General features: G+C 71.2%; 15 protein-coding genes. 6 read left to right on the top strand and 9 right to left on the bottom strand.

The annotated features are described in order from the left end of the window. Positions 1 to 18: 18 nt before the first annotated feature. Positions 19 to 942, bottom strand: a complete 924-nt coding sequence (locus QFZ82_RS04155) for an NADP-dependent oxidoreductase (protein ID WP_307711818.1) — start codon at positions 940 to 942, stop codon at positions 19 to 21. Between the two features lie 223 nt (positions 943 to 1,165). Between QFZ82_RS04155 and QFZ82_RS04150 the strand changes: the two genes are divergently transcribed. Continuing rightward, positions 1,166 to 2,041, top strand: a complete 876-nt coding sequence (locus QFZ82_RS04150) for a S1 family peptidase (RefSeq protein WP_307711817.1) — start codon at positions 1,166 to 1,168, stop codon at positions 2,039 to 2,041. 58 nt (positions 2,042 to 2,099) lie between these two features. On the opposite strand, the gene QFZ82_RS04145 is transcribed toward QFZ82_RS04150, so the two are convergent. From QFZ82_RS04145 to QFZ82_RS04125, 5 genes are read right to left on the bottom strand one after another with little or no spacing between them, the layout of a single operon-like run. Continuing rightward, on the bottom strand, positions 2,100 to 3,845 hold the full coding sequence (locus tag QFZ82_RS04145; RefSeq protein ID WP_307711816.1) for a S8 family serine peptidase: 1,746 nt from the start codon (positions 3,843 to 3,845) through the stop codon (positions 2,100 to 2,102). A gap of 11 nt (positions 3,846 to 3,856) precedes the next feature. Beyond that, the gene (locus QFZ82_RS39660; RefSeq protein ID WP_373429396.1) at positions 3,857 to 4,180 is read right to left on the bottom strand and encodes a cupin domain-containing protein; all 324 of its coding nucleotides are present in this window, start codon (positions 4,178 to 4,180) and stop codon (positions 3,857 to 3,859) included. Then, entirely contained in the window at positions 4,177 to 5,364 is a 1,188-nt protein-coding gene (locus tag QFZ82_RS04135; RefSeq protein WP_307711815.1) for a Gfo/Idh/MocA family protein, read from the bottom strand. The genes QFZ82_RS39660 and QFZ82_RS04135 overlap by 4 nt, the downstream gene beginning before the upstream one ends. A gap of 18 nt (positions 5,365 to 5,382) precedes the next feature. Beyond that, positions 5,383 to 7,593 carry a right-handed parallel beta-helix repeat-containing protein gene (locus QFZ82_RS04130; RefSeq protein WP_307711814.1) on the bottom strand — a complete coding sequence of 737 codons (2,211 nt, stop codon included), beginning with the start codon at positions 7,591 to 7,593 and terminating at the stop codon, positions 5,383 to 5,385. Then, the gene (locus QFZ82_RS04125) at positions 7,590 to 9,065 is read right to left on the bottom strand and encodes a M1 family metallopeptidase (RefSeq protein ID WP_307711813.1); all 1,476 of its coding nucleotides are present in this window, start codon (positions 9,063 to 9,065) and stop codon (positions 7,590 to 7,592) included. The genes QFZ82_RS04130 and QFZ82_RS04125 overlap by 4 nt, the downstream gene beginning before the upstream one ends. Before the next feature lie 143 nt (positions 9,066 to 9,208). On the opposite strand from QFZ82_RS04125, the gene QFZ82_RS04120 reads away from it, so the two are divergent. Next, positions 9,209 to 10,369, top strand: coding sequence for a transposase (locus tag QFZ82_RS04120; protein ID WP_307711812.1), 1,161 nt, complete (start codon positions 9,209 to 9,211; stop codon positions 10,367 to 10,369). Between the two features lie 98 nt (positions 10,370 to 10,467). Here QFZ82_RS04120 and QFZ82_RS04115 read toward each other — a convergent pair whose 3' ends face one another. The 3 genes from QFZ82_RS04115 to QFZ82_RS04105 form a co-directional block, all read right to left on the bottom strand. Continuing rightward, positions 10,468 to 12,156, bottom strand: coding sequence for an extracellular solute-binding protein (locus QFZ82_RS04115; protein WP_307711811.1), 1,689 nt, complete (start codon positions 12,154 to 12,156; stop codon positions 10,468 to 10,470). Positions 12,157 to 12,225: 69 nt separating this feature from the next. Then, entirely contained in the window at positions 12,226 to 13,086 is an 861-nt protein-coding gene (locus QFZ82_RS04110; protein ID WP_307711810.1) for a carbohydrate ABC transporter permease, read from the bottom strand. Between the two features lie 145 nt (positions 13,087 to 13,231). Beyond that, positions 13,232 to 14,230 (bottom strand): sugar ABC transporter permease, encoded by a 999-nt coding sequence (locus QFZ82_RS04105; protein ID WP_307711809.1) that lies wholly within the window; start codon positions 14,228 to 14,230, stop codon positions 13,232 to 13,234. A 340-nt stretch (positions 14,231 to 14,570) separates the two neighbouring features. Here QFZ82_RS04105 and QFZ82_RS04100 point away from each other — a divergent pair, with 340 nt between their 5' ends. From QFZ82_RS04100 to QFZ82_RS04085, 4 genes are all read left to right on the top strand, one after another. Next, positions 14,571 to 15,557: a hydroxyacid dehydrogenase gene (locus QFZ82_RS04100; RefSeq protein WP_307711808.1), complete on the top strand. Its 987-nt coding sequence runs from the start codon at positions 14,571 to 14,573 to the stop codon at positions 15,555 to 15,557. 62 nt (positions 15,558 to 15,619) lie between these two features. Next, positions 15,620 to 16,714, top strand: coding sequence for a LacI family DNA-binding transcriptional regulator (locus QFZ82_RS04095; protein WP_307717612.1), 1,095 nt, complete (start codon positions 15,620 to 15,622; stop codon positions 16,712 to 16,714). Positions 16,715 to 16,903: 189 nt separating this feature from the next. Further along, positions 16,904 to 18,244: a M60 family metallopeptidase gene (locus tag QFZ82_RS04090; RefSeq protein ID WP_307711807.1), complete on the top strand. Its 1,341-nt coding sequence runs from the start codon at positions 16,904 to 16,906 to the stop codon at positions 18,242 to 18,244. A 38-nt stretch (positions 18,245 to 18,282) separates the two neighbouring features. Continuing rightward, a complete protein-coding gene (locus QFZ82_RS04085) occupies positions 18,283 to 20,709 on the top strand; it encodes a polysaccharide lyase 8 family protein (protein WP_307711806.1) in 2,427 nt (808 codons plus the stop codon). The last annotated feature ends 29 nt before the right edge of the window (positions 20,710 to 20,738 follow it).

Genomic DNA, 20,738 nt, shown 5'->3' with positions numbered 1-20,738 from the left:
GTGGCGGCCTCGGCAGCGTCAGTCCACCCGCAGGACGAGCTTTCCGCGGGTGTGGCCGCTCTGGCTGATGCGCCATGCCGCGGCCGCCTCGGCGAGCGGGAGCACCCGGTCGACGTGCACCGTGAGTCTGCCCGCGTCGGCCAGGGCGGCGAGCGAGGTCAGTCCCGCGGTGTCGGGCCGGACCCACACGTACCGGGCGCCCTTCGCGGGTGCCTGCGGGTCGGCGATGGACGCCACCCGGTCCGGCCGGCCGACGAGCGCGAGCGAGACGTCGACCGCCTCGCCGCCAACGAAGTCCAGGGCCGCGTCGACGCCTTGCGGGGCCAGCGCCCTGATCCGGTCCTCGAGCCCCGGCCCGTAGGTGACGGGTTCGGCGCCCAGCTCACGGAGGAAGGCGTGGTTGTGCTCGCTCGCCGTGCCGATCACCCGGGCGCCGAGCGCCACGGCGATCTGCGTGCCGATCGACCCCACGCCGCCGGCGGCGGCGTGGACGAGGACCGTGTCGCCCGCGCGGACGCCGACGCGCTGGATCGCCTGATGGGCCGACAGCCCGGCCAGTGGCGTTCCCGCCGCCTCCTCCCAGCTCATGGCGGCGGGCTTGCGGGCGAGCATCCGCACATGGGCGGAGACGAACTCGGCGTAGGCGCCGAGCTGGGCGGTGTCCTTGCGGACGTATCCGTACACCTCGTCGCCGACCTGGAACTCGTCCGCGTCGAGGCCGACGCGCTCGACGACTCCGGCCACGTCCCAGCCGGGGATCAGCGGGAAGCGCACCTCCATGAGGGCGTCGAGCGCGCCCTGTGCGAGCTTCCAGTCGACCGGATTCACGCCCGCTGCCTTCACCCGTACGAGCACTTCGCCGGGGGCCACCTTGGGATCGGGGTGGTCCGAGAGCTCCAGGTCGCCGGCCTGGCCGTACCGGCTCATCGTCACAGCTTTCATGCCCGGCAATATAGCTCTGCGCAAATATGCTCGAGCGCAATAACACGTGCCCGCAAGGACTGACCCGCTGCGGACTCCCTTGTCGCCCTGCCGATGCTGTCCCATACTCACACCGGTGATTGACAGGGGCACATCAGGCAGGGAATCCCTGCCGGTGTCCCGCCTGGCTGCACCTCACGGTCCGCCACCCATCGGGCCCCTGAACTCCACAGGAGGAGATCGAGTGAGGAACAAGCGCACCAACCCCGGTACTTCGAGACGCGTCCGCCTGCTCGCCGTCGCCGCCGGCATCGTGGCCGTCACCTCGGCCGGCCTGCCCACCGCGGGCGCGGCGTCCCCGGAGGTCCACAGCGCCACCCAGTTGTCCCGGGTGAGCGACGCCGTGCTGAAGGCCGGCGTCGGCGGCACCGCGTGGCACGTCGACGAGGCGTCCGGCCGGGTCGTCGTGACCGCGGACAGCACCGTCTCCCGCGCCGGGATCGCCAAGCTGCAGAAGGCGGCGGGCGCCGACGCGGGCGCCCTCAGGATCGAGCGCGACAGCGGCGTCTTCACACCGCTCGGCTCGGCCGGCGACGCCATCTACGGCAGTGGCTACCGCTGCTCGCTCGGTTTCAACGTCGTCAGCGGCAGCACCCACTACTTCCTGACCGCAGGGCACTGCGGGGACGTGTCCAGGAACTGGTACACCAACTCCTCGCAGACCACGCTCATCGGCCCGACGGTCGGATCCAGCTTCCCGGGCAACGACTACGCCCTGGTCCGCTACGACAACGCCTCGCTCAGCCACCCCGGCGGCTTCTCCGCGGCCGACGCGTACGTCGGCGAGCCCGTCAAGCGCACCGGATCCACCACCGGCACGCACAGCGGCACCGTCACCGCGCTCGACGTCACCGTCCACTACAGCGGCGGCGGCACGGTCAGGGGCATGATCCAGACCAACGTCTGCGCCGAACCGGGCGACTCCGGCGGCCCGCTCTACGACGGCGGCAAGGCACTCGGCATCACCTCGGGCGGCAGCGGCAACTGCCGCACCGGCGGCACCACCTTCTACCAGCCGGTCCCCGAGGCACTCGCCAAGTACAACGTGAGCGTCTACTGAACGACAGGCGGCCGGGCCGGGCTGCCGACCCGGTCCGGCCGCCGTGCGCGTGCACTGCCTAGAAGGTCAGGTTCCAGGCGTTGATCCTGCCCGTGTCCTGGGTGGCGGTGTCACGCACCCGCAGCTTCCACGTACCGTTCGCGACCTCGCTCGAGGCGTTGACGCTGTACGTCTTGCTCACGTTGTCCGTGCCGTCGTTGTCGGCGAAGTCCTCCAGCAGGTACACCGTGCCGTCCGGTGCGACGAGCGAGACGACGAGGTCGCCGCGGTAGGTGTGCTGGATGTCCACACCGACCTTGAGCGTGGCGGGCGCGTTGCCGGTGACGCCGGAGACGGTGATCGGACTCTCGGCCGTGGCGTTGTCGGCGATCGCGACATCGGCCGTGTTCTCGAAGAACGTCCCGGTCGGCGGCGTGCTGCCGCCGACGGCCTTCAGCGCGTCGACCTGACCCTCGCCGAAGAACCCGTTGTCGGCCGTCGTACCTGTGCACCGGCTGTCGGACGGACAGGCGGTGTCGGTGGCCTGCGAGTCCAGCCGGGCCCGGATGTCCGCCGGCGTGTAGGCGGGGTTGACGCTCGCGAGCAGCGCGGCGACGCCCGCGACATGCGGGGAGGCCATCGACGTGCCGTTCTTGTTGCCGTACTTGCCGCCCGGCAGCGTCGAGTAGACCCCGTAGGCTCCGTCGCCGCCGGGGGCGGCGACGTCGATGACGCCGTTGCCGAAGTTGGAGTACGACGCCTTGACGTTGCCCCTGCCCATGGCCGCGACGGTGACGACGCCCGGCAGTTCGGTCGGGATGTCGACGCAGTCGTTCGTGATCGTGCGGGTGACCGGAGTCGAGTCGTTGGGGCTCTCGCTGTCGGTCGTCTTGTTCGCCAGGTCGTAGTTCGAGTTGCCCGCGGCGGCGACCTGGAGGGAGCCCTTGTTCTCGGCGTACGCCTGGGCGCGCCGCACACCCTCGATGATGGCGGCCTGGTCGGCATCGTCCGGGCAGTTGAACTGCCACGGGTCGGTGTAGAAGCTGTTGTTGGTGACCTTGAAGCCGTGGTCACCGGCCCAGACGAAGCCGCAGATCGTGTTCTCCGCGAAGAACAGGCCGCTCGGCTGCTCCGCGATGCGGACGGACGAGATCTTCACGCCGGGCGCGACGCCGATGACGCCCTTGCCGTTCCTGGCCGCCGCGATCGTTCCCGCGACGTGCGTGCCGTGGGTGTCGATGTCCCGCCACGCACCCGCCCGGGTGTCCGCCTTGCCGTAGGCACAGGAGACCGAGTCGGCAGCGTTGAAGTTGGGCGCGATGTCCTGGTGCTGGTCGTCCACGCCGGTGTCGAGGACACCGACCTTGACCGAGGCAGAGCCGGTGGTCACCGTCCACGCCTGGTCGGCCTTGATCTGCGTCATGTCCCAGCGGTTGGACTCCGTCAGCGTCGTCGGCGACTGTGCCGGATTCGCGGGCAGCTTGGGGTTGTACGCGTCCGCCGGCACGTCCGACGTGCGCGTCGCGCCGACCTGCTCGACGCCGCTCACGGCGCGCATCGCCGGGGCGAAGGAGGCGGATGCCGAGTGCGCCACGATCACGCCGATCGCGTCGTAGGACGCGAAGACCGTGCCGCCGTTGGCCGTCACCGCGCTGCGTGCGGCCGTGGTGTCACCGGGCGCGGTGATCACCAGGTAGGCGCGGGTGCCCGCGGCCCAGGCGGCCGCCTGAGCCGGGGCCGCCTCGGACGCCGCCGGTGCGGCGTGGGCCGGCTGGAGGGGTCCCGCGAGCGCCACGGCCGTTCCGACGGCGGCAGCGGCGGCCATGGCCGAGAGTCTCAGCCGGGTGGATATGTGGGAAAACAATGCGTCCTCCGAAGGCCCGGAGGCGCTGGTGGCGCCTGCCCCGGGCCGAGTGTTGTGTGGGGTGGACGCAAGATCTCAGACTCTTGTTGTGGAGGGAAGACTTCCGTTCGATGAACGAGTGTGCGTTTACCCGCTGTTGACCTGTGACCGGCCATCGGCGTCGAGGGATCGTCGGCCAGACCGTGCCCGTAGCCGTGTGCGAGGAACACCACGTCGCCGGGGCCGAGGCGGACGGGCGAGGCGCCGTCGGGCAGCAGCTGGGCCGAGCCCCGGAGCTCAGAGGCCCCGGGGCTCAGCCCGCGGTCTGGCCCCGCTCGAAGTAGGCGGCCAGCTCCGGATCCACGGCGTCGACCCGGCGCGGCGTTCCGCCGTCCCGGAGCGAGGCCGTCGCCTGGACGCCGGCGGCGACGGCCATCCGGGCGGCGACCGGTGAGGTGTCGGTCCGGCCGCCCTCGCGCACGAAGCGGACGAACTCCTCGACGAGCAGCGGGTCGGCGCCACCGTGCCCGGCGTTGTCCTCGGCGGCGGGGAGGTCATGCGTCTCGTCGGCCTCGGGGCGGTGGCCGGAGCGGCGCGTGTTCCACACCTTGACGCAGCCGCCTGGGCCGTCGCCGAAGTTCTCCAGCCGGCCGGCGTCCCCGATGACGGTGTAGTTGCGCCAGTAGTCGGGGGTGAAGTGGCACTGCTGGTACGCGGCGAGCACACCGTTGTCCAGGCGCATGTTGAGCAGCGAGACGTCCTCGACGTCGATGACCGGGTTGAGGGCGCGCTGGGTGTGCGGCGGCCAGTGGCCGTCCTTCGTGTACCAGTCGTCCGCCTTGGGTTCCCCCGGGGCGCGGCGGTGGGGGTTGTCCCCGTAGACCATCAGGTCGCCGAGGGCCTGGACGTCCCTCGCCCAGCCTCCGGCGAGCCAGTGCAGCACGTCGATGTCGTGCGCGGCCTTCTGGAGCAGCAGGCCGGTCGTGAAACGGCGTTGGGCGTGCCAGTCCTTGAAGTACCAGTCACCGCCGTAGCCCACGAAGTGGCGGATCCATACGGTCTTCACGCGACCGATCGCGCCCCGGCCGATCAGGTCGCGCATCAGCCGGACCACGGGCATGTGGCGCATGTTGTGGCCGACGTAGAGGCGGGTGCCCGTCGCGTACGCGGTGCGCAGGATCTCGTCGCAGCGCTCGACGGTGATGTCGAGCGGCTTCTCGACGAAGACGGGCTTGCCCGCGCGCAGGGCCTCGCACGCGACGTCGGCGTGGGTGTGGTCGGGGGTGAGGACCAGCACGGCGTCGATGTCGCGGTCGGCGATCACCTTGCGGTGATCCTCGGTGGTGGCGGCGTCGGGGAAGACCATGGCCGCCTCCGCACGGGCCCGCGCGTCCGGGTCCGCGATCGCGGTGACACGGGAGCCGGCTCCCGGGCGGTGGGCGGTGCGGGCGAGGCTGCCGCGCAGGCCGTAGCCGAGAACACCGATGCGGAGGTCGGTCATGGTCTTCCTTCCGAGGAGCTACGGGTGGACGAGGACGTGGGAGAGCGCCACCCGGCCGGTACCGGTGAGCCGGATCCTCACGAACCGCGTCTCGGTGTCGAGGTCGATCAGCGTCGGCCGCAGGGCCTTGCCCGGGACGTGCACCGTGCCGGTGTCCGTCACGACGTCGAAACCGGCGGTCGTCATCGAGGAGTTGTTCCAGACCTCGACCTGTCCCACCTGCCGGGTGCTGCCGAGGTCCACCTGCCACCAGGCGCCCGGCTCGGACAGCGTACGGGTGTCGGTGGTGGTGTCGCCGTCGACGGCGCGCGCCGCCGTCGCCGTGCCGTCGGTGGACGACTGCGTCACCGTGCCCGTGCGGGCCAGGTCGTCACGCAACTGCTCGACCGGTCCGGGCCTCGCACCCGCGGAGACAGCGACCCGTACCGCCTCGCCCGGCAACTCGTCCAGACCGGTGAGGTTGTCCGTCATGACGGACCCGCGGCCGCTGAGGGCCGGTGCCGCCGTGTCGGTCCAGTTGCCGCGCGCGGTGTTTTCGACACCATAACCGGCCCAGTTGGACACCCACTTGTAGCCGACGCGCGTGATGACGTTCCGCTCGACCAGGATGTGCGACGACTGCTCGTCGAGGTAGACGCCGTTGCCGTCGCGCTCGGTGTTCCCGTACGCGGAGCGGTTGATGTAGTTCCCGGAGATCACCGTGCCGGGCTGGTCGCCCTGCGTGTAGATCGCGCCGCCGTCGTGCTGGTCGTGTTCGACCTCCATGACGCGGGTGATGCGGTTGTTCGTGATCCTGTTGTCGCGCAGGACCGACTTCTGCGCCTCCGGCTGGTTCCAGCCCCAGCCGACCGAGATGCCGGAGTACGGCAGCCGGTCGAGCGTGTTGTGGTCCACCGTCAGCTCGGCTTCGTAGCCTGCCCAGATGCCGACGGCGTCGGTGTACTCCACGCCCGTGCGGCGGATGGTGTTGTACGCGACCGTGTTGCGCTCGCCCGTGAGCTCGGCCGGGGGTATCGGCTCCGTGTCCCCGACGTAGAGCGCCCCGGAAGAGAGGTCCTCGAAGGAGGAGCGGACGACCGAGGAGTCCTTCGTGCCGGCCTCCAGGATCGCGCCCGCGCCGCCGAGGCGGGTGAACTCGGCCCGGTCGACGACGACATCGCGGCCGCCGCGCACGGTCAGGGCGGCAGCGGGCTTGGTGTAGAAGCGGCCCGCGTGGTCGACCGGCCCGGTCGCGCCGGTCAGGGTGAGGCCCGCCTGCATTCCCGCATAACCCTCGTCGGTGTCAGGCCGGCGGTAGGCCGCGTAAACGAAGCCGATGCCGCTGACCGTCACGTCGTGCACTCCGTCGAGGACGAGCAGCTGCTCCGTGTGCGGGGTGACGACCCGGGCGCGGCGCATGTCCTCGCCCTTGCGCGGCAGGTAGGTCACCGTGCGCGCCTGCGAGTCCCACACGAACTCGCCCGGTTCGTCGAGCAGTTCGGGTGCGTTCTCGAAGAAGGAGACGCCGTCGTAGCGGGTCGAGTCGACGGTGGTGGTGTCCCAGGCGGGGCCCGTGCGGTTGGTGCCGCTCGCGGAGTTCGTCCAGCAGGGCTGCGCGAAGGTGAGAGTGTCCCCGCTGACGCCGGCGATGCGGCAGTGGTAGTTGCGCCAGCGGACCCTGATGACGGCCTCGGCGTCGGTGGGCCGCCGCCACTCGGCGATCCCGGTGGCCCTCGCCCCGGTCATCCCCGTCTTCGTCGCGTCGCAGACGGCCGCCTCGCACGCCTCACCGCGGGAGCGGACCGCCCGGTCGCCGTCGACGAACAGCTGACGCGGAGTGACGCCGTCCGGGACCCTGGCGGTCCAGGCGCCGTTGTCGCCCGGGGACCAGCCGGTCACGGCCCTCCCGCCGGACAGCACCGGGCGGGCTCCGGGCGCCGCCGTCCACGTGACGGTGGAGCCGTCGCGGCCGGAGTCGCGCGAGTCGAGACGCAACGGCGCGGCGAGGGCGTACGTACCGCCAGAGAGCTCGATCCGGATGTCGCGGCCGCTCTCCGTGCGGGCCCTGTCCCGGGCCCCCTCCAGCGAACAGGGCGCGTCGGAGGCGCACGAGGTGCCGCTGCCATCCGGTGCGGCGTGGAGCGTGAGGGCCGGGGACGCTGCCCCGGCGGGTGCCGCGAGCAGCGGGACGAGGGCCGCGGCGGCGAACGCGGCCGCGAGGCCGCGGGCCGCTCTGAGGGGACGGTTCACGTGTCTGCCTTCCAGTCGGGGTGGCCGGGCATGGGCGGGTTGACGTCGGCGAAGAGCCAGTCGCGCAGAAAGCCGTCCAGACCGCGATCACCCGTGACCTGGACGGTGTGCCGGACGAAGTCCTCGCTGGTGATGTTGCGGTCCTTGAAACGCTCGGGCCACAGCCGCATGACCCGGTCGAACGCGCGGTCCCCGGTCCGCCGGCGCAGCGCGTACAGGACCAGGGCGCCGCCGTCGTAGATGTTGGTGCCGCCGAGGGCCTTGGGCCTGCCGGGCGGCCCGTCCTTCTGCCGTACGCCGTCGAGCTTGGCGTACGTGGCCCGCATCTTGTCCTCCAGGACCGACCAGCCCCGCTCCTCGCCGTAGAGGGCGGCGTAGTAGACGGCCGGGCCCTCGTTCAGCCACGCCTGCTGCCAGTCGGTGGGCGTGACCGAGTCGCCGTACCACTGGTGGACCAGCTCGTGGATCATGGTGGTCTCGTAGGACGGGTGGCCGTCGGCGTTGAGTCGGAACCAGTTGGTGGAGAACAGGGACAGCGTCTGGTTCTCCAGGGCCGCCTTGTAGCCGTCGTAGATGTGACAGCCGTAGACGGAGTAGGGGTAGCGCCCGAACTTCGCCTCGCACCAGGCCAGATGATCCGCCGTCCGCGCCACGACCGGGCCGTACTTCTCCTCCTGGTCCTCGGGCACGACGTGCCGCAGCGGCAGACCGCGGTGACCCGTGCCGTACAGGTACGTGCCCTTGACGACCGCGATACCGAGCAGTTCGGTGGCCATCCGCTCGCGCAGGGCGAAGTGCCAGACGGCCCCGCCGTCGGCGCGCGGAGTCCGCTCCAGCAGTTCGCCGTTGGCGGTGGCGACGAAGCCCTTCGGCGCGCCGATGTGGAAGGTCCAGGTCGCCTTGTCGGACGGATGGTCGTTGCAGGGCAGGAAGGTGTCGGCGCGGGAGGACTGGGTGGCCGAGGCGAAACCGCCGTCGCTGCCGAAGTTCCACCCGGTCAGTCCGGCGCGCGGCGCCTTTCCGTTGCCGTGGTAGCGGACCTCTACGGTGAAGGCCGTGCCGTGGCGCAATGGTCGGTCGGGGGTGACGGTGAGCTCCTGGCCGCTCCTGCCGAGGGACAGCTCCCACGCGGCGGCGCGGCCGTCGACGGTGACCGTGTCGATCGTGTGCCCGTCGGTGTCCAGGTTGAAGGCGGACAGATCCTGTTCCGCCCTGGCGTGCATGACCACGACACCGGTGAAGTCGTACGTCACCGGGGTGAAGTCGAAGGTCAGGTCGTAGTGGGTGACCTGGTAGCCGCCGTTCCCCAGGGTCGGGAACAGCGGGTCGCCGAGGCCGTCGGAGCCGGGCCGGGGCGTGAACCCCCCGGCCGTGGCGGGCGGTCCGAGGACGGGCACGGCGACGGCGGCGGCCACGAAGGCGCCGCCGAGGCGCAGGACGGTGCGTCTGCTGTTGGGCTGGTCGCTGTTCACCTGATTTCTCCCTGGATTCCTCGGCCTTCAGGCCGGGGAGGAATGGGCCCTTGGAGCGGAGCCGCGAAGCGGCGGAATTCGCTGCACATCTGTCGTGACCTGTGCTTTCGGCTGTTGTCAGTGATCGGGGCTAGGTTGGAGGGGTGAAGATCGTGGTGCAGGTGAAGCTGCTGCCGTCGCCCAAGGCGGCGACGGTTTTGGCTGCGACCCTGCCCGTGTGCAACCGGGCGGCCGATGCCGCATCGGTGGTGGCGTACGAGACGGGCACCACGTCCCGGAACGAGTTGCAGAAGCTCGTCTACGCCCGTCTGAAGGCGGAGTTCGGGCTCGCTGCCCAACCGGCCGTCCGTACGGTGAAGAAGGTCGTTGACGCCTACACGGCGTTGCGTGCGAACATCCGGGCCGGGAACCTCGGCCCCGAGGGATCGAAGCGGCGCAGGCGTGCGGAGTCGAAGCCGATTGTCTTCCGCGCCGATGCGGCCCAGCCGTATGACGACCGGATTCTGTCGTGGCAGCACGACGCGCAGACCGTCAGCATCTGGACCGTGGCCGGGCGGATCAAGGGCATCCGGTACACCGGGCACTCCGGCCAGTTGGCGATGCTGGCGAAGTACCGGCGAGGTGAGTCGGATCTCGTCCACCGTGACGGTATGTGGTTCCTGATCGCCACGTGCGAGGTCCCCGAAGCGCCGCTCAATACCGACCCGGTGGACTGGATCGGCGTGGACCGGGGCATTGCCAACCTTGCCACTACGTCCGATGGGGACAACTACCAGGGCCGCCGTCTCGGCCGTTACCGGCGCTGGCACGCCCGCAAGCGCGCCGAGCTCCAGGCGAAGCAGACCCGCTCCGCCACCCGGCGCGCCAAGCGGCGGGTCAAGCGCGAGGCCCGGCACGCCGCGCACGTCAACCACGAGATCAGCAAGGAGATTGTGGCCGTCGCACAACGCACCGGACGCGGGATCGCCCTCGAAGAACTGAGCGGCATCCGTGGCCGGGTACGGCCTTCCTGCGACCAGCGGGCCACGCTCTCCTCCTGGCCGTTCCACCAACTCGAAGAACACCTTCGGTACAAGGCCCGGCGGGCCGGAGTACCGGTGATCGCGGTGGATGCCCACTACACCTCGCAGATGTGCCCGCGGTGCGGGCACACGGCGAGGCACGACCGTCCCGCCCGGGACACCTTCTCCTGTCGTCGGTGCGGGCTCGCTGGCCCCGCCGATCACGTCGCCGGGGTCAACGTGCGCAACCGCGCACGCTCGGCGTGGGTTCTCGTCAACGGACCCGTACCACAAAGGGTTTAACCTCCCTGGCTGGTAGATGCGACCCGTGACCGCCCTGTCGTAGGGGGCAGTCGGGAGTGCGACAAGGTGCAGATGACCGAGTCAACAAGCTCGGTCGTTTACCGCCGAGAAGTTGACTTCTTCCCCTTCTGGACGGCTTCCGCGAGCTCGCCGCGGGCCTGCTCCGCTCCCTTGGCGAGGTAGTCCTTGACCAGGGCGTCGTAGGCGGACATCGGCCTGCGGCCGGCGATGATGTCCTTCAGCCCGTCCTGCTTGAGCGTGTAGAGGCTGCCGTAGCCCTTGGAGTCCCAGGTCGGGGAGGAGACCTCGAGAACCGGGTTCTTCTCCATCATCGGGACGAGCTTCGCGTACGCCGCGTGCACGTAGCGGACGCCGTCCTCGCTGTCCGCGCTGAACACGGACGGCACGGCGGAGGCGAGCATCTTCCACGGCACGGTGACGTCCTGGGCGCCCTGCTCCGTGAGGACCGGGTTGCCCTTGGCGTCCCGCGTGAAGTCGGTGCCCTCGACGCCGTACTGGATGAGGGTGTACTCCTCGCTGCCGAACGGCGCGGCGGCGAAGTCGGCGAGCGCGAGGAGCTGTTCGACGCGCGCGTCCGGCGCCTTCCTGACGAAGGTGACGGACAGGGCGACGTTGTCCATCCAGGCGACCGCCCTGTCGCCGAACGGGATCACCGGGCGGACGTCGAACGTCTTGTCCACGGCGGCCATCGCGGCGAGATAGCCGGTGCTCGGGGTCAGGTACGACGGCATGCCGTCGTAGACGTAGGCGGCCTTGCCGTTCTTGAACATGTCCGTGTACTGGGCCTTCTGGGCGCCGGACATGCCGATCGTGCCGGGGTAGAAGCAGCCCGCCGCGAAGAGCCCCCGCGCGGTCTCCACCGCGAGGCGGTACTCCTCGGTCTCCAGGTCGGCGGTGAACCGGCCGGTCTTCGCGTCCATCCGCCAGGCGTAGGGCGCACCGGCGGACATGGCGAGCAGGTTGGTGACGCCCGCCATGATGGCGTACTGGTCCTTCCTGGGCCGGGTCAGCTCCTTGCAGACCTCGACGAACCGGTCGAGATCCGTGATCTCGTCGAGGCTCGTGACGCCGGCCTGCGCGAAGAGGTCGTGGCGGTAGAACCCCGCGCCTCCGGTGCCCATGCGGGAGATGGGGATGCCGTAGAGCTTGCCGCCGTAGATCGCGGACTGCCACGCGCTCTGCGGGATCGCCGCCAGGTTGGGGTAGTCCTCGACCTTGTCGCCGGCGAGGAACGGCGTGAGGTCGGCGCACTTGGCCGCGAAGAAGGCGGCCTTGTTGTCGACGCCTCCGGTCTCCGGGTACATGAAGATGTCGGGCAGGTTGTCGCTGGCGACCATGGTGGAGAACTTGGTCGGGTAGTCGTCGGCGGGCACGGCGGTGATGTCGACGGTGCCGCCGAGCTTCTTCTCGATGGCCCGCCATGCGGCGTTCCTCCCGCGGGCCGGCGGCGGCGGGGAGAAGGTCTCCATCGTCGCCTTCACCGGGGCCGCGCCCGCGAGCGGCCTCCCCGTCACGGACGGCAGCGGCTTCGCCGGGTACCGGAAGAACGCCTGCGGCACGCCCGCGGCGTTGCCGGGGAGGTCGGGCCGGATACCGATGTTGCGCACGGTGGTCGTCGGGAGCAGCTTGGCGCTCTTCGCCTCGGCCTTCGCCGTCGTGCCGCCGTCGCCGCATGCGGCGAGCAGCGGGGCGGCGGCCAGCCCCAGGCCCGCACCGGCTCCCATGCGGAAGAGTGCTCTGCGATTGATGGCTGCGGAACTCGGCACCTGGATCTCCTAGCGGACGAACGGGACAGGAAGCGCGGGGGGTTGGGGGACTGAGCGGTACCGGGCGGGTCAGCCCTTGACCGCTCCGGTGAGCACGCCCTTGGTGAAGTAGCGCTGGAGGAAGGGGTAGACGAGCAGGATCGGTACGACGGCGACCACGAGGACCGCCATCTGCACGGCCTGCTGGGGCGCGACGCTCTCGCCGATGGCCGAGCCGCTCAGCGACTGGCCCTGGAGCACGAAGGTGCGCAGCACCATGGGGATCGGCCACTTGTCGGAGTCGTCGAGGTACAGCAGCGCGTTGAAGAACGCGTTCCAGTAAGTGACCGCGTAGAACAGGCTGATCACGGCGAGGACCGCCTTGGAGAGCGGCAGGACGATCTGCACCAGGAAGCGCAGGTCGCCGGCGCCGTCGACGCGTGCCGCGTCGAACAGCTCCTGCGGCAGGTTCATGAAGAAGGAGCGCAGCACCACCAGGTTGAACGCGCTGACCAGGGTGGGCAGGACCAGCGCCGCGTAGGTGTTGTACAGCCCGAGCTCGTTGACCAGCAGGAAGTTCGGGATGATGCCCGGGTTGAAGAGCATGGTGAACAGGGCCGTCATCAGGATGAACCGCGAGCCGGTGACCTCGCGGCGGGACAGTCCGTACGCCATGCCGATGGTCACGAGCAGACTGGCGAACGTGCCGGCCACCGTGATGCCGATGCTCACCAGCAGGGCCCGCAGGACGACGCCTCCGGTGAAGATCGTGCGGTACGCCTCCAGCGTCGGGTGGTCCGGCCACAGGACGAGCCCCGTGCTCCTGATGATGTCGGTCTGCGAGGCGAAACTTGTGCCGATGACCCCCAGCAGGGGATAGACGACGGCGGACACGACGAGGACCAGCGCCAGGCCCTTGGCCGCCTGGGTGACCTTCCTCGGCGGTTCCATCCACGGGGGGCGGGCGCCGGATCTCCTCGGCCTGCCGGCCGCCGCGGCCAGCGGGGTTGTCGGCTGCGGAGGCGCCGCGCGCCGCGCGCCGGCGGGTCGGGCCGTGGCCGAGCGAGTCGTGGCGGACGCGTTCTCGGACGCGTTGTCAGCGGTCAGCACCGCGGTACACCCCTTCGTGGCCGAGGCGGTGGGCGAACTTGTTGGCGCCCAGGACGAGTGCGGTGCCGATCACGGCCTTGACCAGGCCGACGGCCGCGGAGACTCCCCAGTCGTTGTCCTTGATGCCGTGGTAGTAGACGTAGGTGTCGAGGACCTCGCCGGCGGCCGGGCCGACCGCGTCACGCTGGAGCAGGATCTGTTCGAAGCCGACGGACAGGATCTGGCCCAGGTTGAGGATCAGCAGCAGGATGACGACGGGGGCGAGGCCGGGCAGCGTGACGTGCCACAGGCGGCGAGCGGGTCCCGCCCCGTCGATGGCGGCCGCCTCGTACTGCTGCCGGTCGATGGTGAGCAGCGCCGCGAGGATGATGATGGTCCCCCAGCCGGCGTCCTTCCAGATCATCTGGAGAGTGAGCAGCCACGGGAACGCGTCGGGGTCGCTCATCATGTCGTAGCGGGGGAGCCCCAGGCCGCCGAGCACGTCGGGGAGCAGGCCTGCGCCGCCGAGGACCTGCTGGAAGATCGAGACGATGATGACCCAGCCGATGAAGTGCGGCAGGTACACCACGCTCTGCACGAAGCGGCGGATGCGGTCGCTCACGATGCTGTTGAGCAGCAGTGCCAGGGCGATCGGCACGGGGAAGAAGAAGACCAGCTGGACGACGGCGATCTGCAGGGTGTTGGCGACCGCCGACCAGAAGGCCGGCTCGGCGAAAGCGGTGGCGAAGTTGTCGAAGCCGACCCAGACGCTGTGCATGTAGCCGAGATACGGCTGGTAGTCCTGGAAAGCCACCATGTAGCCGAGCAGCGGCACGTAGTGGAAGACGACGAAGTACAGCAGGCCGGGCAGGGTGAGCAGCAGCATCACCTTGTCCCGTTTGATCCGCTGCCAGAGGGTCGGCCGGCGCCCGGGGGAGGGGCGCGCGGCAACTGCGGCCGTGTCTCGCCGCCTCTCCAGCGGCACGGGTGGTGCGGTGTCAGCCATGGTGCGTCCTGTTCGGCCGGTGGCGCCTGGCGGGCCTTCTGCGCCCGCAAGCTAGTAAGCGGTTACCCAAAGCGTCAATAGATGAGAGGGAAACCGGTGGGTACGGGCGCGGGCCGTCACGCGGCTCAATCAGTGCCAAATGCAGACAACTTGGGGCCGTCACCGGCGGTTGGCGTCCCTCATCGCTTGACGGCCGGTCCGACGACTCCCTAGCTTTCAGTCCCACCATAGAACGCGTTTACTGTCCGGAGGCAGGGTGCACACCACTGACGAGGCACTGGCTCTTTCCGGTACGGACACGGCCGCCCCGCCGACCCGGCGGCCGCGCACCGTACTGGTCATGAGCCCCGGACTGGTCGACGACGTCTTCCCGCCGGACGCCCGGGCGCGGCTCGAGGAGACAGCCGACCTGCAGACGCCCTGCGCCATCAGCGAGTTCGCCTCCCCGGGCGCCTCGGATGCGCTCGCCCGCAGCGAGGTGATGCTCACCGGCTGGGGCTGCCCGCCCATCGACGCGTCCGTGCTGGAGCGGGCGTCTTCGCTGCGCGCGGTCATCCACGCGGCGGGCACCGTGAAGACGTTTCTGTCGCCGCTGGCCTACGAGCGCGGGATCACGGTCTCGTCGGCCGCGGCCGCGAACGCCCTTCCGGTCGCGGAGTTCACCCTGGCGGCGATCGTCCTCGGAGCCAAACGGGCCTTCTCCCTCGCCCACGCCTTCCGTACCCGCCGCACCCACCGCACCGCGGCCGACCTGGACGGCCAGCACTGGCTGGGCACCCGCGGCCTGACGATCGGGGTCGTCGGCGCCTCCCGGACCGGGCGCCGGGTCATCGAACTGCTGCGCCTGCTCGACGCCGAGGTCCTTCTCCACGATCCGTACGTCGACACGGCGGAGGCCGAGGAGCTGGGCGTGACCCTGGTCGAACTGGACGCCCTCGCGGCCACCAGCGACGTGGTGACCGTGCACGCACCGGACACTCCCGCGACCCGGCACCTGCTCGACGCGCGGCGCATCGCACTGATGCGGCCCGGCACCCTGCTCGTCAACACCGCGCGCGGGCCGCTGGTCGACACCGAGGCCCTCACCGCCCATCTCGTCAGCGGCCGCCTCGACGCGGTGCTCGACGTGACCGATCCGGAGCCGCTCGACGCCGGGCATCCGCTGTGGGACCTGCCCAACGTCTTCCTCACCCCCCATCTCGCCGGCGCCCAGGGCAACGAGATGGGCCGCCTCGGCACCCTGGCGGTCGACGAACTGGCCCGCTTCGCCCGGGGGCTGCCCTTCAACCACCCGGTCCTGGCCGCCGACTTGGAGCGTCTCGCATGACCGGCCCCCCACCGGCCGCCATAGGCTCTGCGGCACAGGACGTCTCGAAGGGGGTGGGCCGGATGCGCCGGCACAGCACGGGCACCGACGCGCAGCGCCGCGCCACCGTCATGGACGTGGCACGGCGCGCGGGCGTGTCCACGGCGACGGTCTCGCGGGTGCTGAACCGCAACTACCCGGTCGCCGCCGCCACGCGCGAGCGCGTCGAGGCCGCCATGCGCGAACTCGGCTACGTGGTCAATGCCCACGCCCGAGCGCTGGCGGGGGTGTCCGGCCGTACGGTCGGCATCATCGTCAACGATGTCGTCGACCCGTTCTACGCGTACATCGCGCGCGGCGTGGAGCGTGAGGCGACCCGGGGGGACCGGCTCTGCCTGGTCTGCTGCACCCAGGGCGACCCGCAGCGCGAGCTCGCCTTCGTCGAGCTGATGCACGAGCGGCGGGCCGACGCGGTCATCGTGGTGGGCGGCAGCGTCGCCGACCGCGCGTACACGGCGGAACTCGCCCGGCGGGCCCGGGAGCTGGACAGCGACGACTCCAAATTGGTGCTGTGCGGCAGGCCTCCGCTGGGCGACGACGTGCCGACGGTCTCCGTGGAGTACGACAACGAGGGCGGCGCCTTCGCGATCACCGACCACCTGCTGACGCAGGGGCACGAGCGCATCCTGTACCTGGGCGGCCCGCCGGGGCTCTCCACGACGCTCGACCGGCTCGCTGGGCACCGGCGGGCGCTCGCCCTTCGCGGCGTCACCCCCGATCCGGAGCTGGAGCAGCCGGGGGCGTTCAGCCGGGCCTTCGGGATGCGCCGGACCGCCGAACTGCTGCGGGACGGACTCGAGTTCACGGCGATCTTCGCGGCCAACGACATCGTCGCGGCCGGCGCGGCCCAGGCGCTGGAAGAGGCCGGGCTGAGGGTGCCGCAGGACATCTCGCTCGTCGGGTACGACGACGTCCCCGTGGCCCAGGAACTGCGGCCCCGCCTGACGACCGTGCACGTGCCGCTGGAGGAGATGGGCCGGCAGGCCGTGCGGCTCGCCCTCGGCGACGGTGGTGACGACGACTGGCGTGAGCCGGCGACGGGAACCGTGCGCCTCGGCACGCACATCGTGGTCCGCGACTCCGTCGCTCCCAGGCCGCGGCCGACCGCCGGAGCGTGAGCGCTTACTGCGGCTCGTAGGGGTCGCAGCCCAGGAAACGACAAGTAACGGGCAGAAACCCGGCCCAGCCTCTTGCGCTCGATAGCAAGCGCTTACATGATGCGCGAGTCCCCCTGCGGCCTGGCGGCCGTGGGAGGGATCCCCAGCGCCGCTTCCCCTGTCCCTCGCCCGCCCCAAGGGAGTCCCACGATGCGAAGTCCCGAAACCCCGCACGGGATCGGCCGCCGCACCGCGCTCGCCGCCCTCGCCGGCGCCGGTGCCGCCACCCTGCTCGGCGCCGGTGCCGGCCTGGCCGCGGCCCGTCCGCACTCTGCGCGCACCGTCACCGTGACCGCCCGCCCCTCGGCCGAGGACGAACGGCTCCGGCTCGGACAGGCCCTGCGCGGCAGCGAGTTCCAGGCGACCGGGCTCTACGCGCCGCCCGGCACCCCGCTCACCCTCAACGTGCTCCCGTACGACGATCTGGTGCCGACCCTGTGGATCGGCGCGTGGGACTACTACGGCACCGTCACCGAGCCGCGCGGCCATCTCCTGCGGCCCGGCGCCAACACCGTGACCGACCCCCACGGCGGACCCGTCTACCTCACCCTCGCCGGCCGGGGCGAGCAGGCGGCGGTGCAGTTCCGCGGCGGCGCCCTCCCGATGCCCGTCTTCTCCCTGGGCCGTACGACCGAGGCCGAGTACCAGCAGCAGCTCGACACCCGCACCGACGTCCCCTGGGTCGAACTCCACGCGCCCCACACCATCATGACGCTGACCCGGGAAGGCGCCCTCCAGTACCGGAACGAGGACCACGCCGCCCTCCTCGAACTCGTCGAGACCATCGTCGACTCGCACGCCCGCATCAGCGGCCTGGACGGATCGAAGCCGGTCCACCGCCGCAAAGCGGGCCCGTACCACTTCACCGAGGTCAGCAAGGTGCCCTCGGGCGTGGGTGCGTACGCCACCCACGGCTACAACGGCTTCCCGCGCGCCTACCTCGACCGCGCGACCACCGTGGAGGGCCTGCGTACCCGCGGCTGGGGCTTCTACCACGAGCTCGGCCACCTCCACCAGCAGATGGCGTACAAGCCGGGCGGCCTGACCGAGGTCACCGTCAACATCTACTCCCTGGCCGCGCAGCGGACCCTCGGCCGGCCGTCGAACCTCCTGACCGTCGACCCCGCGACCGGGCTGAACCACTTCCAGTCGGCGCAGCGGAAGTTCGGCACCGCCGGTCTCGCGTACGAGAAGTCCTTCGGCGCCTACGAGAAGCTCGTGCCGCTGCGCCAGCTCGAACTCGCCTTCGGCGACGACTTCTGGCCCAGACTGCACAAGCTGGTGCGCGAGGAGAACCCGCAGTCCCACTGGACCGAGACCGCCAAGCGCTACCGGGCGCTCGCGACGTACTCCAGCCGCGTCGCCGGATACGACCTGACGGACTTCTTCGTCCGCACCTGGGCCTTCCCGATCGACGCGACGGGACAGGCGGAACTGGCGGCCCTCGGCCTGCCGCAGCCGCCCGTGGACCCCGGCACCCTCACCGACTGACAGCACCGGCCGCTACCGTTCGAAGGACGACCACCACAGTGAACCCGACACACACGCACCTGGGCAGACGCTCCCTCCTCGCGGCCGGCGCGGCCGCCGCCCTCGTCCCCGTCGTCAGCGGAGCCGGGGCCGCCCACGCCGCGGGCACCGCCGCCACCGCTGCCGCCGGCGACCCCTACGACACGCTCACCGGCCGCGCCGCCGAGTTCCTGACCGGCGGTCAGGTCGATGCCGCGGACGCCGACTTCGCCGCCGCGATCGCCCGCCTGGACACCATGGCCACGGACCTGTGGACACGGCTGGACCGCTCAGCGGACCGGACCGCGCTGTGGGCGGACCTTTCCCCCGTCACCGCGCCCGGCAACTTCGGCCAGAGCTACACCCGCCTTCGCACCCTCGCCACCGCGTGGGCCACGCCCGGCACCTCGCTCGCCGGTTCGGCCGAGGTCTCCGCCGCACTCGTCGCCGCCCTGCGCCTCCTGCACGACCGCGCCTACAACGCGGCGGCGAGGGAGACCGGGAACTGGTGGTTCTGGGAGATCGGCTCACCGCGCGCCCTCATGGACTGCTGCGTACTGCTGCGGTCGGTGCTGCCGGCCGCAGACCTGGCGCTCTATCTGGGGACGGTCGACCGCTTCGTCCCGAACCCGGACCGCCGCACCAACAGCCCCTCCCTCTCGGAGACCGGCGCCAACCGCGCCGACAAGTGTGTCATCGTCGCCCTGCGCGGGCTGCTCGGCAGGGACTCCGCCAAGGTGGCCCTCGCCCGCGACGGCCTCTCCGACACCAGGGACTCCGGCCGCAACAGCCTCTTCACCTATGTGACGTCGGGCGACGGGTTCTACGAGGACGGCTCGTTCGTCCAGCACGGCGCGGTCGCCTACACGGGCACGTACGGGGGAGTCCTGCTCAGCGGCGCCGCCGGCATGATCGCCCTGCTCGCCGGCTCCCCGTGGGCCGTCACCGACCCGAAGGTCTCGGTGATGTACGAGGCGGTGCACCGGACCTTCACCCCCGTGATGTTCGACGGACTGATGATGGACGCCCTGCGCGGGCGCGCGATTTCGCGCGAGCGGGCCGCCGACCACCACGACGGCGCGGCCGTCGTCTCCGCCGTCCTGCTGCTGGCGGAGGGAGCGCCCGCCGCCTACGCGAGCAGCTGGCGTGCCACGGTGAAGGGATGGCTCGGACGCAACCGCACCACCCCCTACACGGCCACCGCCGGTGTCGCGCAGCTCGCCCGCGCCAAGGCCCTGCTCGCCGACGGCGGCGTACGCCCCGCCGACCGGGCCACCGGCCACCTGGTCTTCGCCGACATGGACCGCGTGGTGCACCGCCGCCCCCGCTGGGCGTACACGCTCTCGCTCTCGTCCCGGCGCATCGCGGGCTACGAGGCGGGCAACGGCGAGAACCTGCACGGCTGGTACACCGGCGACGGCATGACGTACCTGTACAGCGAGGACGACCTCGGCCAGTTCGGCGACGCCTACTGGCCGACCGTGGACCCGTACCGGCTGCCCGGCATCACGGTGGACACCCGGCCGCGCACCGACGCCGGCACCGGAGCGGGCACGAGCCTGTACCGGCCCACCAACCTGGTCGCAGGCGGAGCCGCGCTGGAGGACCGCTTCGGCGTCTCGGCCATGGAGCTGATCTCGGCGCCGGGAAGCACCCTGCGCGCCAGGAAGGCGTGGGTCTTCCTCGACAACGCGGTGATCGCGCTCGGCTCCGCAATCACCGCGAGCGACGGCCGCACGGTCGAGACCGTCGTCGAGAACCGCAACCTGCACGCGGGCGGCGTCAACGGGCTGCTGGTCGACGGCGTCGAGCAGCCGCGCGCGCAGGACTGGCACCGGCGCTTCGACCGGGCGGACTGGGCCCACCTCGACGGCGTCGGCGGCTATGTCTTCCCCGGCGGCACCGCCCTGAACGCCCTGCGGGAGGAGCGCACCGGAACCTGGCGGGACATCAACACCGGTGCCGACACCGGCGGCAGCACCACGCCCGTCACCCGTCGCTACCTGACTCTCTGGCTCGACCACGGGACCTCGCCTGCCGGAGCCGGATACGCGTACGTCCTGCTGCCCGGTGCCTCGCCCGCCGCGACCGCCGCGTGGTCGGCGTCCCGTCCGGTCCGGATCGCGGCCAACTCCGCCGCGGTCCAGGCCGTCGAGGTCCGGCGGGACGGGCTGACGGCGGCGCACTTCTGGGAGGCCGGGTCGGCCGCCGGGATCACCAGCGACGGGCCGGCGTCCGTGCTCGTGCGGCGCAGGGACGAGGGCATCTCGGTCGCGGTCGCCGACCCCGGCCGCTCCGCGGCCCGTGTCACGATCGGACTGCCGTTCCCGGTGACCTCCGTGGTCCGGGCCGACGACACGGTGACGGTCGTTCCGGGGCGCAGCCCCCGCATCACCGTCGCCGTCGGCGGCTCGCGCGGCCACACCCACCACGCCGAACTGATCTGACACGCCCGGACACCCAGGAGATCCCCTTC

The organism is Streptomyces sp. V4I23 (assembly GCF_030817975.1).
Lineage (GTDB): Bacteria > Actinomycetota > Actinomycetes > Streptomycetales > Streptomycetaceae > Streptomyces.
The sequence above is the reverse complement of the archived record's forward strand: the minus strand, read 5'-3'. Positions and strand labels throughout refer to the sequence as shown.

Bases quoted from the DNA above. Each gene is read 5' to 3' on its own strand.
- QFZ82_RS04155 (WP_307711818.1), bottom strand. From the start codon at position 942: ATGAAAGCTGTGACGATGAGCCGGTACGGCCAGGCCGGCGACCTGGAG.
- QFZ82_RS04145 (WP_307711816.1), bottom strand. From the start codon at position 3,845: ATGGCCGCCGCTGCCGCCGTCGGAACGGCCGTGGCGCTCGCGGGACCC.
- QFZ82_RS04135 (WP_307711815.1), bottom strand. From the start codon at position 5,364: ATGACCGACCTCCGCATCGGTGTTCTCGGCTACGGCCTGCGCGGCAGC.
- QFZ82_RS04110 (WP_307711810.1), bottom strand. From the start codon at position 13,086: ATGGAACCGCCGAGGAAGGTCACCCAGGCGGCCAAGGGCCTGGCGCTG.
- QFZ82_RS04105 (WP_307711809.1), bottom strand. From the start codon at position 14,230: ATGGCTGACACCGCACCACCCGTGCCGCTGGAGAGGCGGCGAGACACG.
- QFZ82_RS04100 (WP_307711808.1), top strand. From the start codon at position 14,571: ATGAGCCCCGGACTGGTCGACGACGTCTTCCCGCCGGACGCCCGGGCG.
- QFZ82_RS04095 (WP_307717612.1), top strand. From the start codon at position 15,620: ATGCGCCGGCACAGCACGGGCACCGACGCGCAGCGCCGCGCCACCGTC.
- QFZ82_RS04090 (WP_307711807.1), top strand. From the start codon at position 16,904: ATGCGAAGTCCCGAAACCCCGCACGGGATCGGCCGCCGCACCGCGCTC.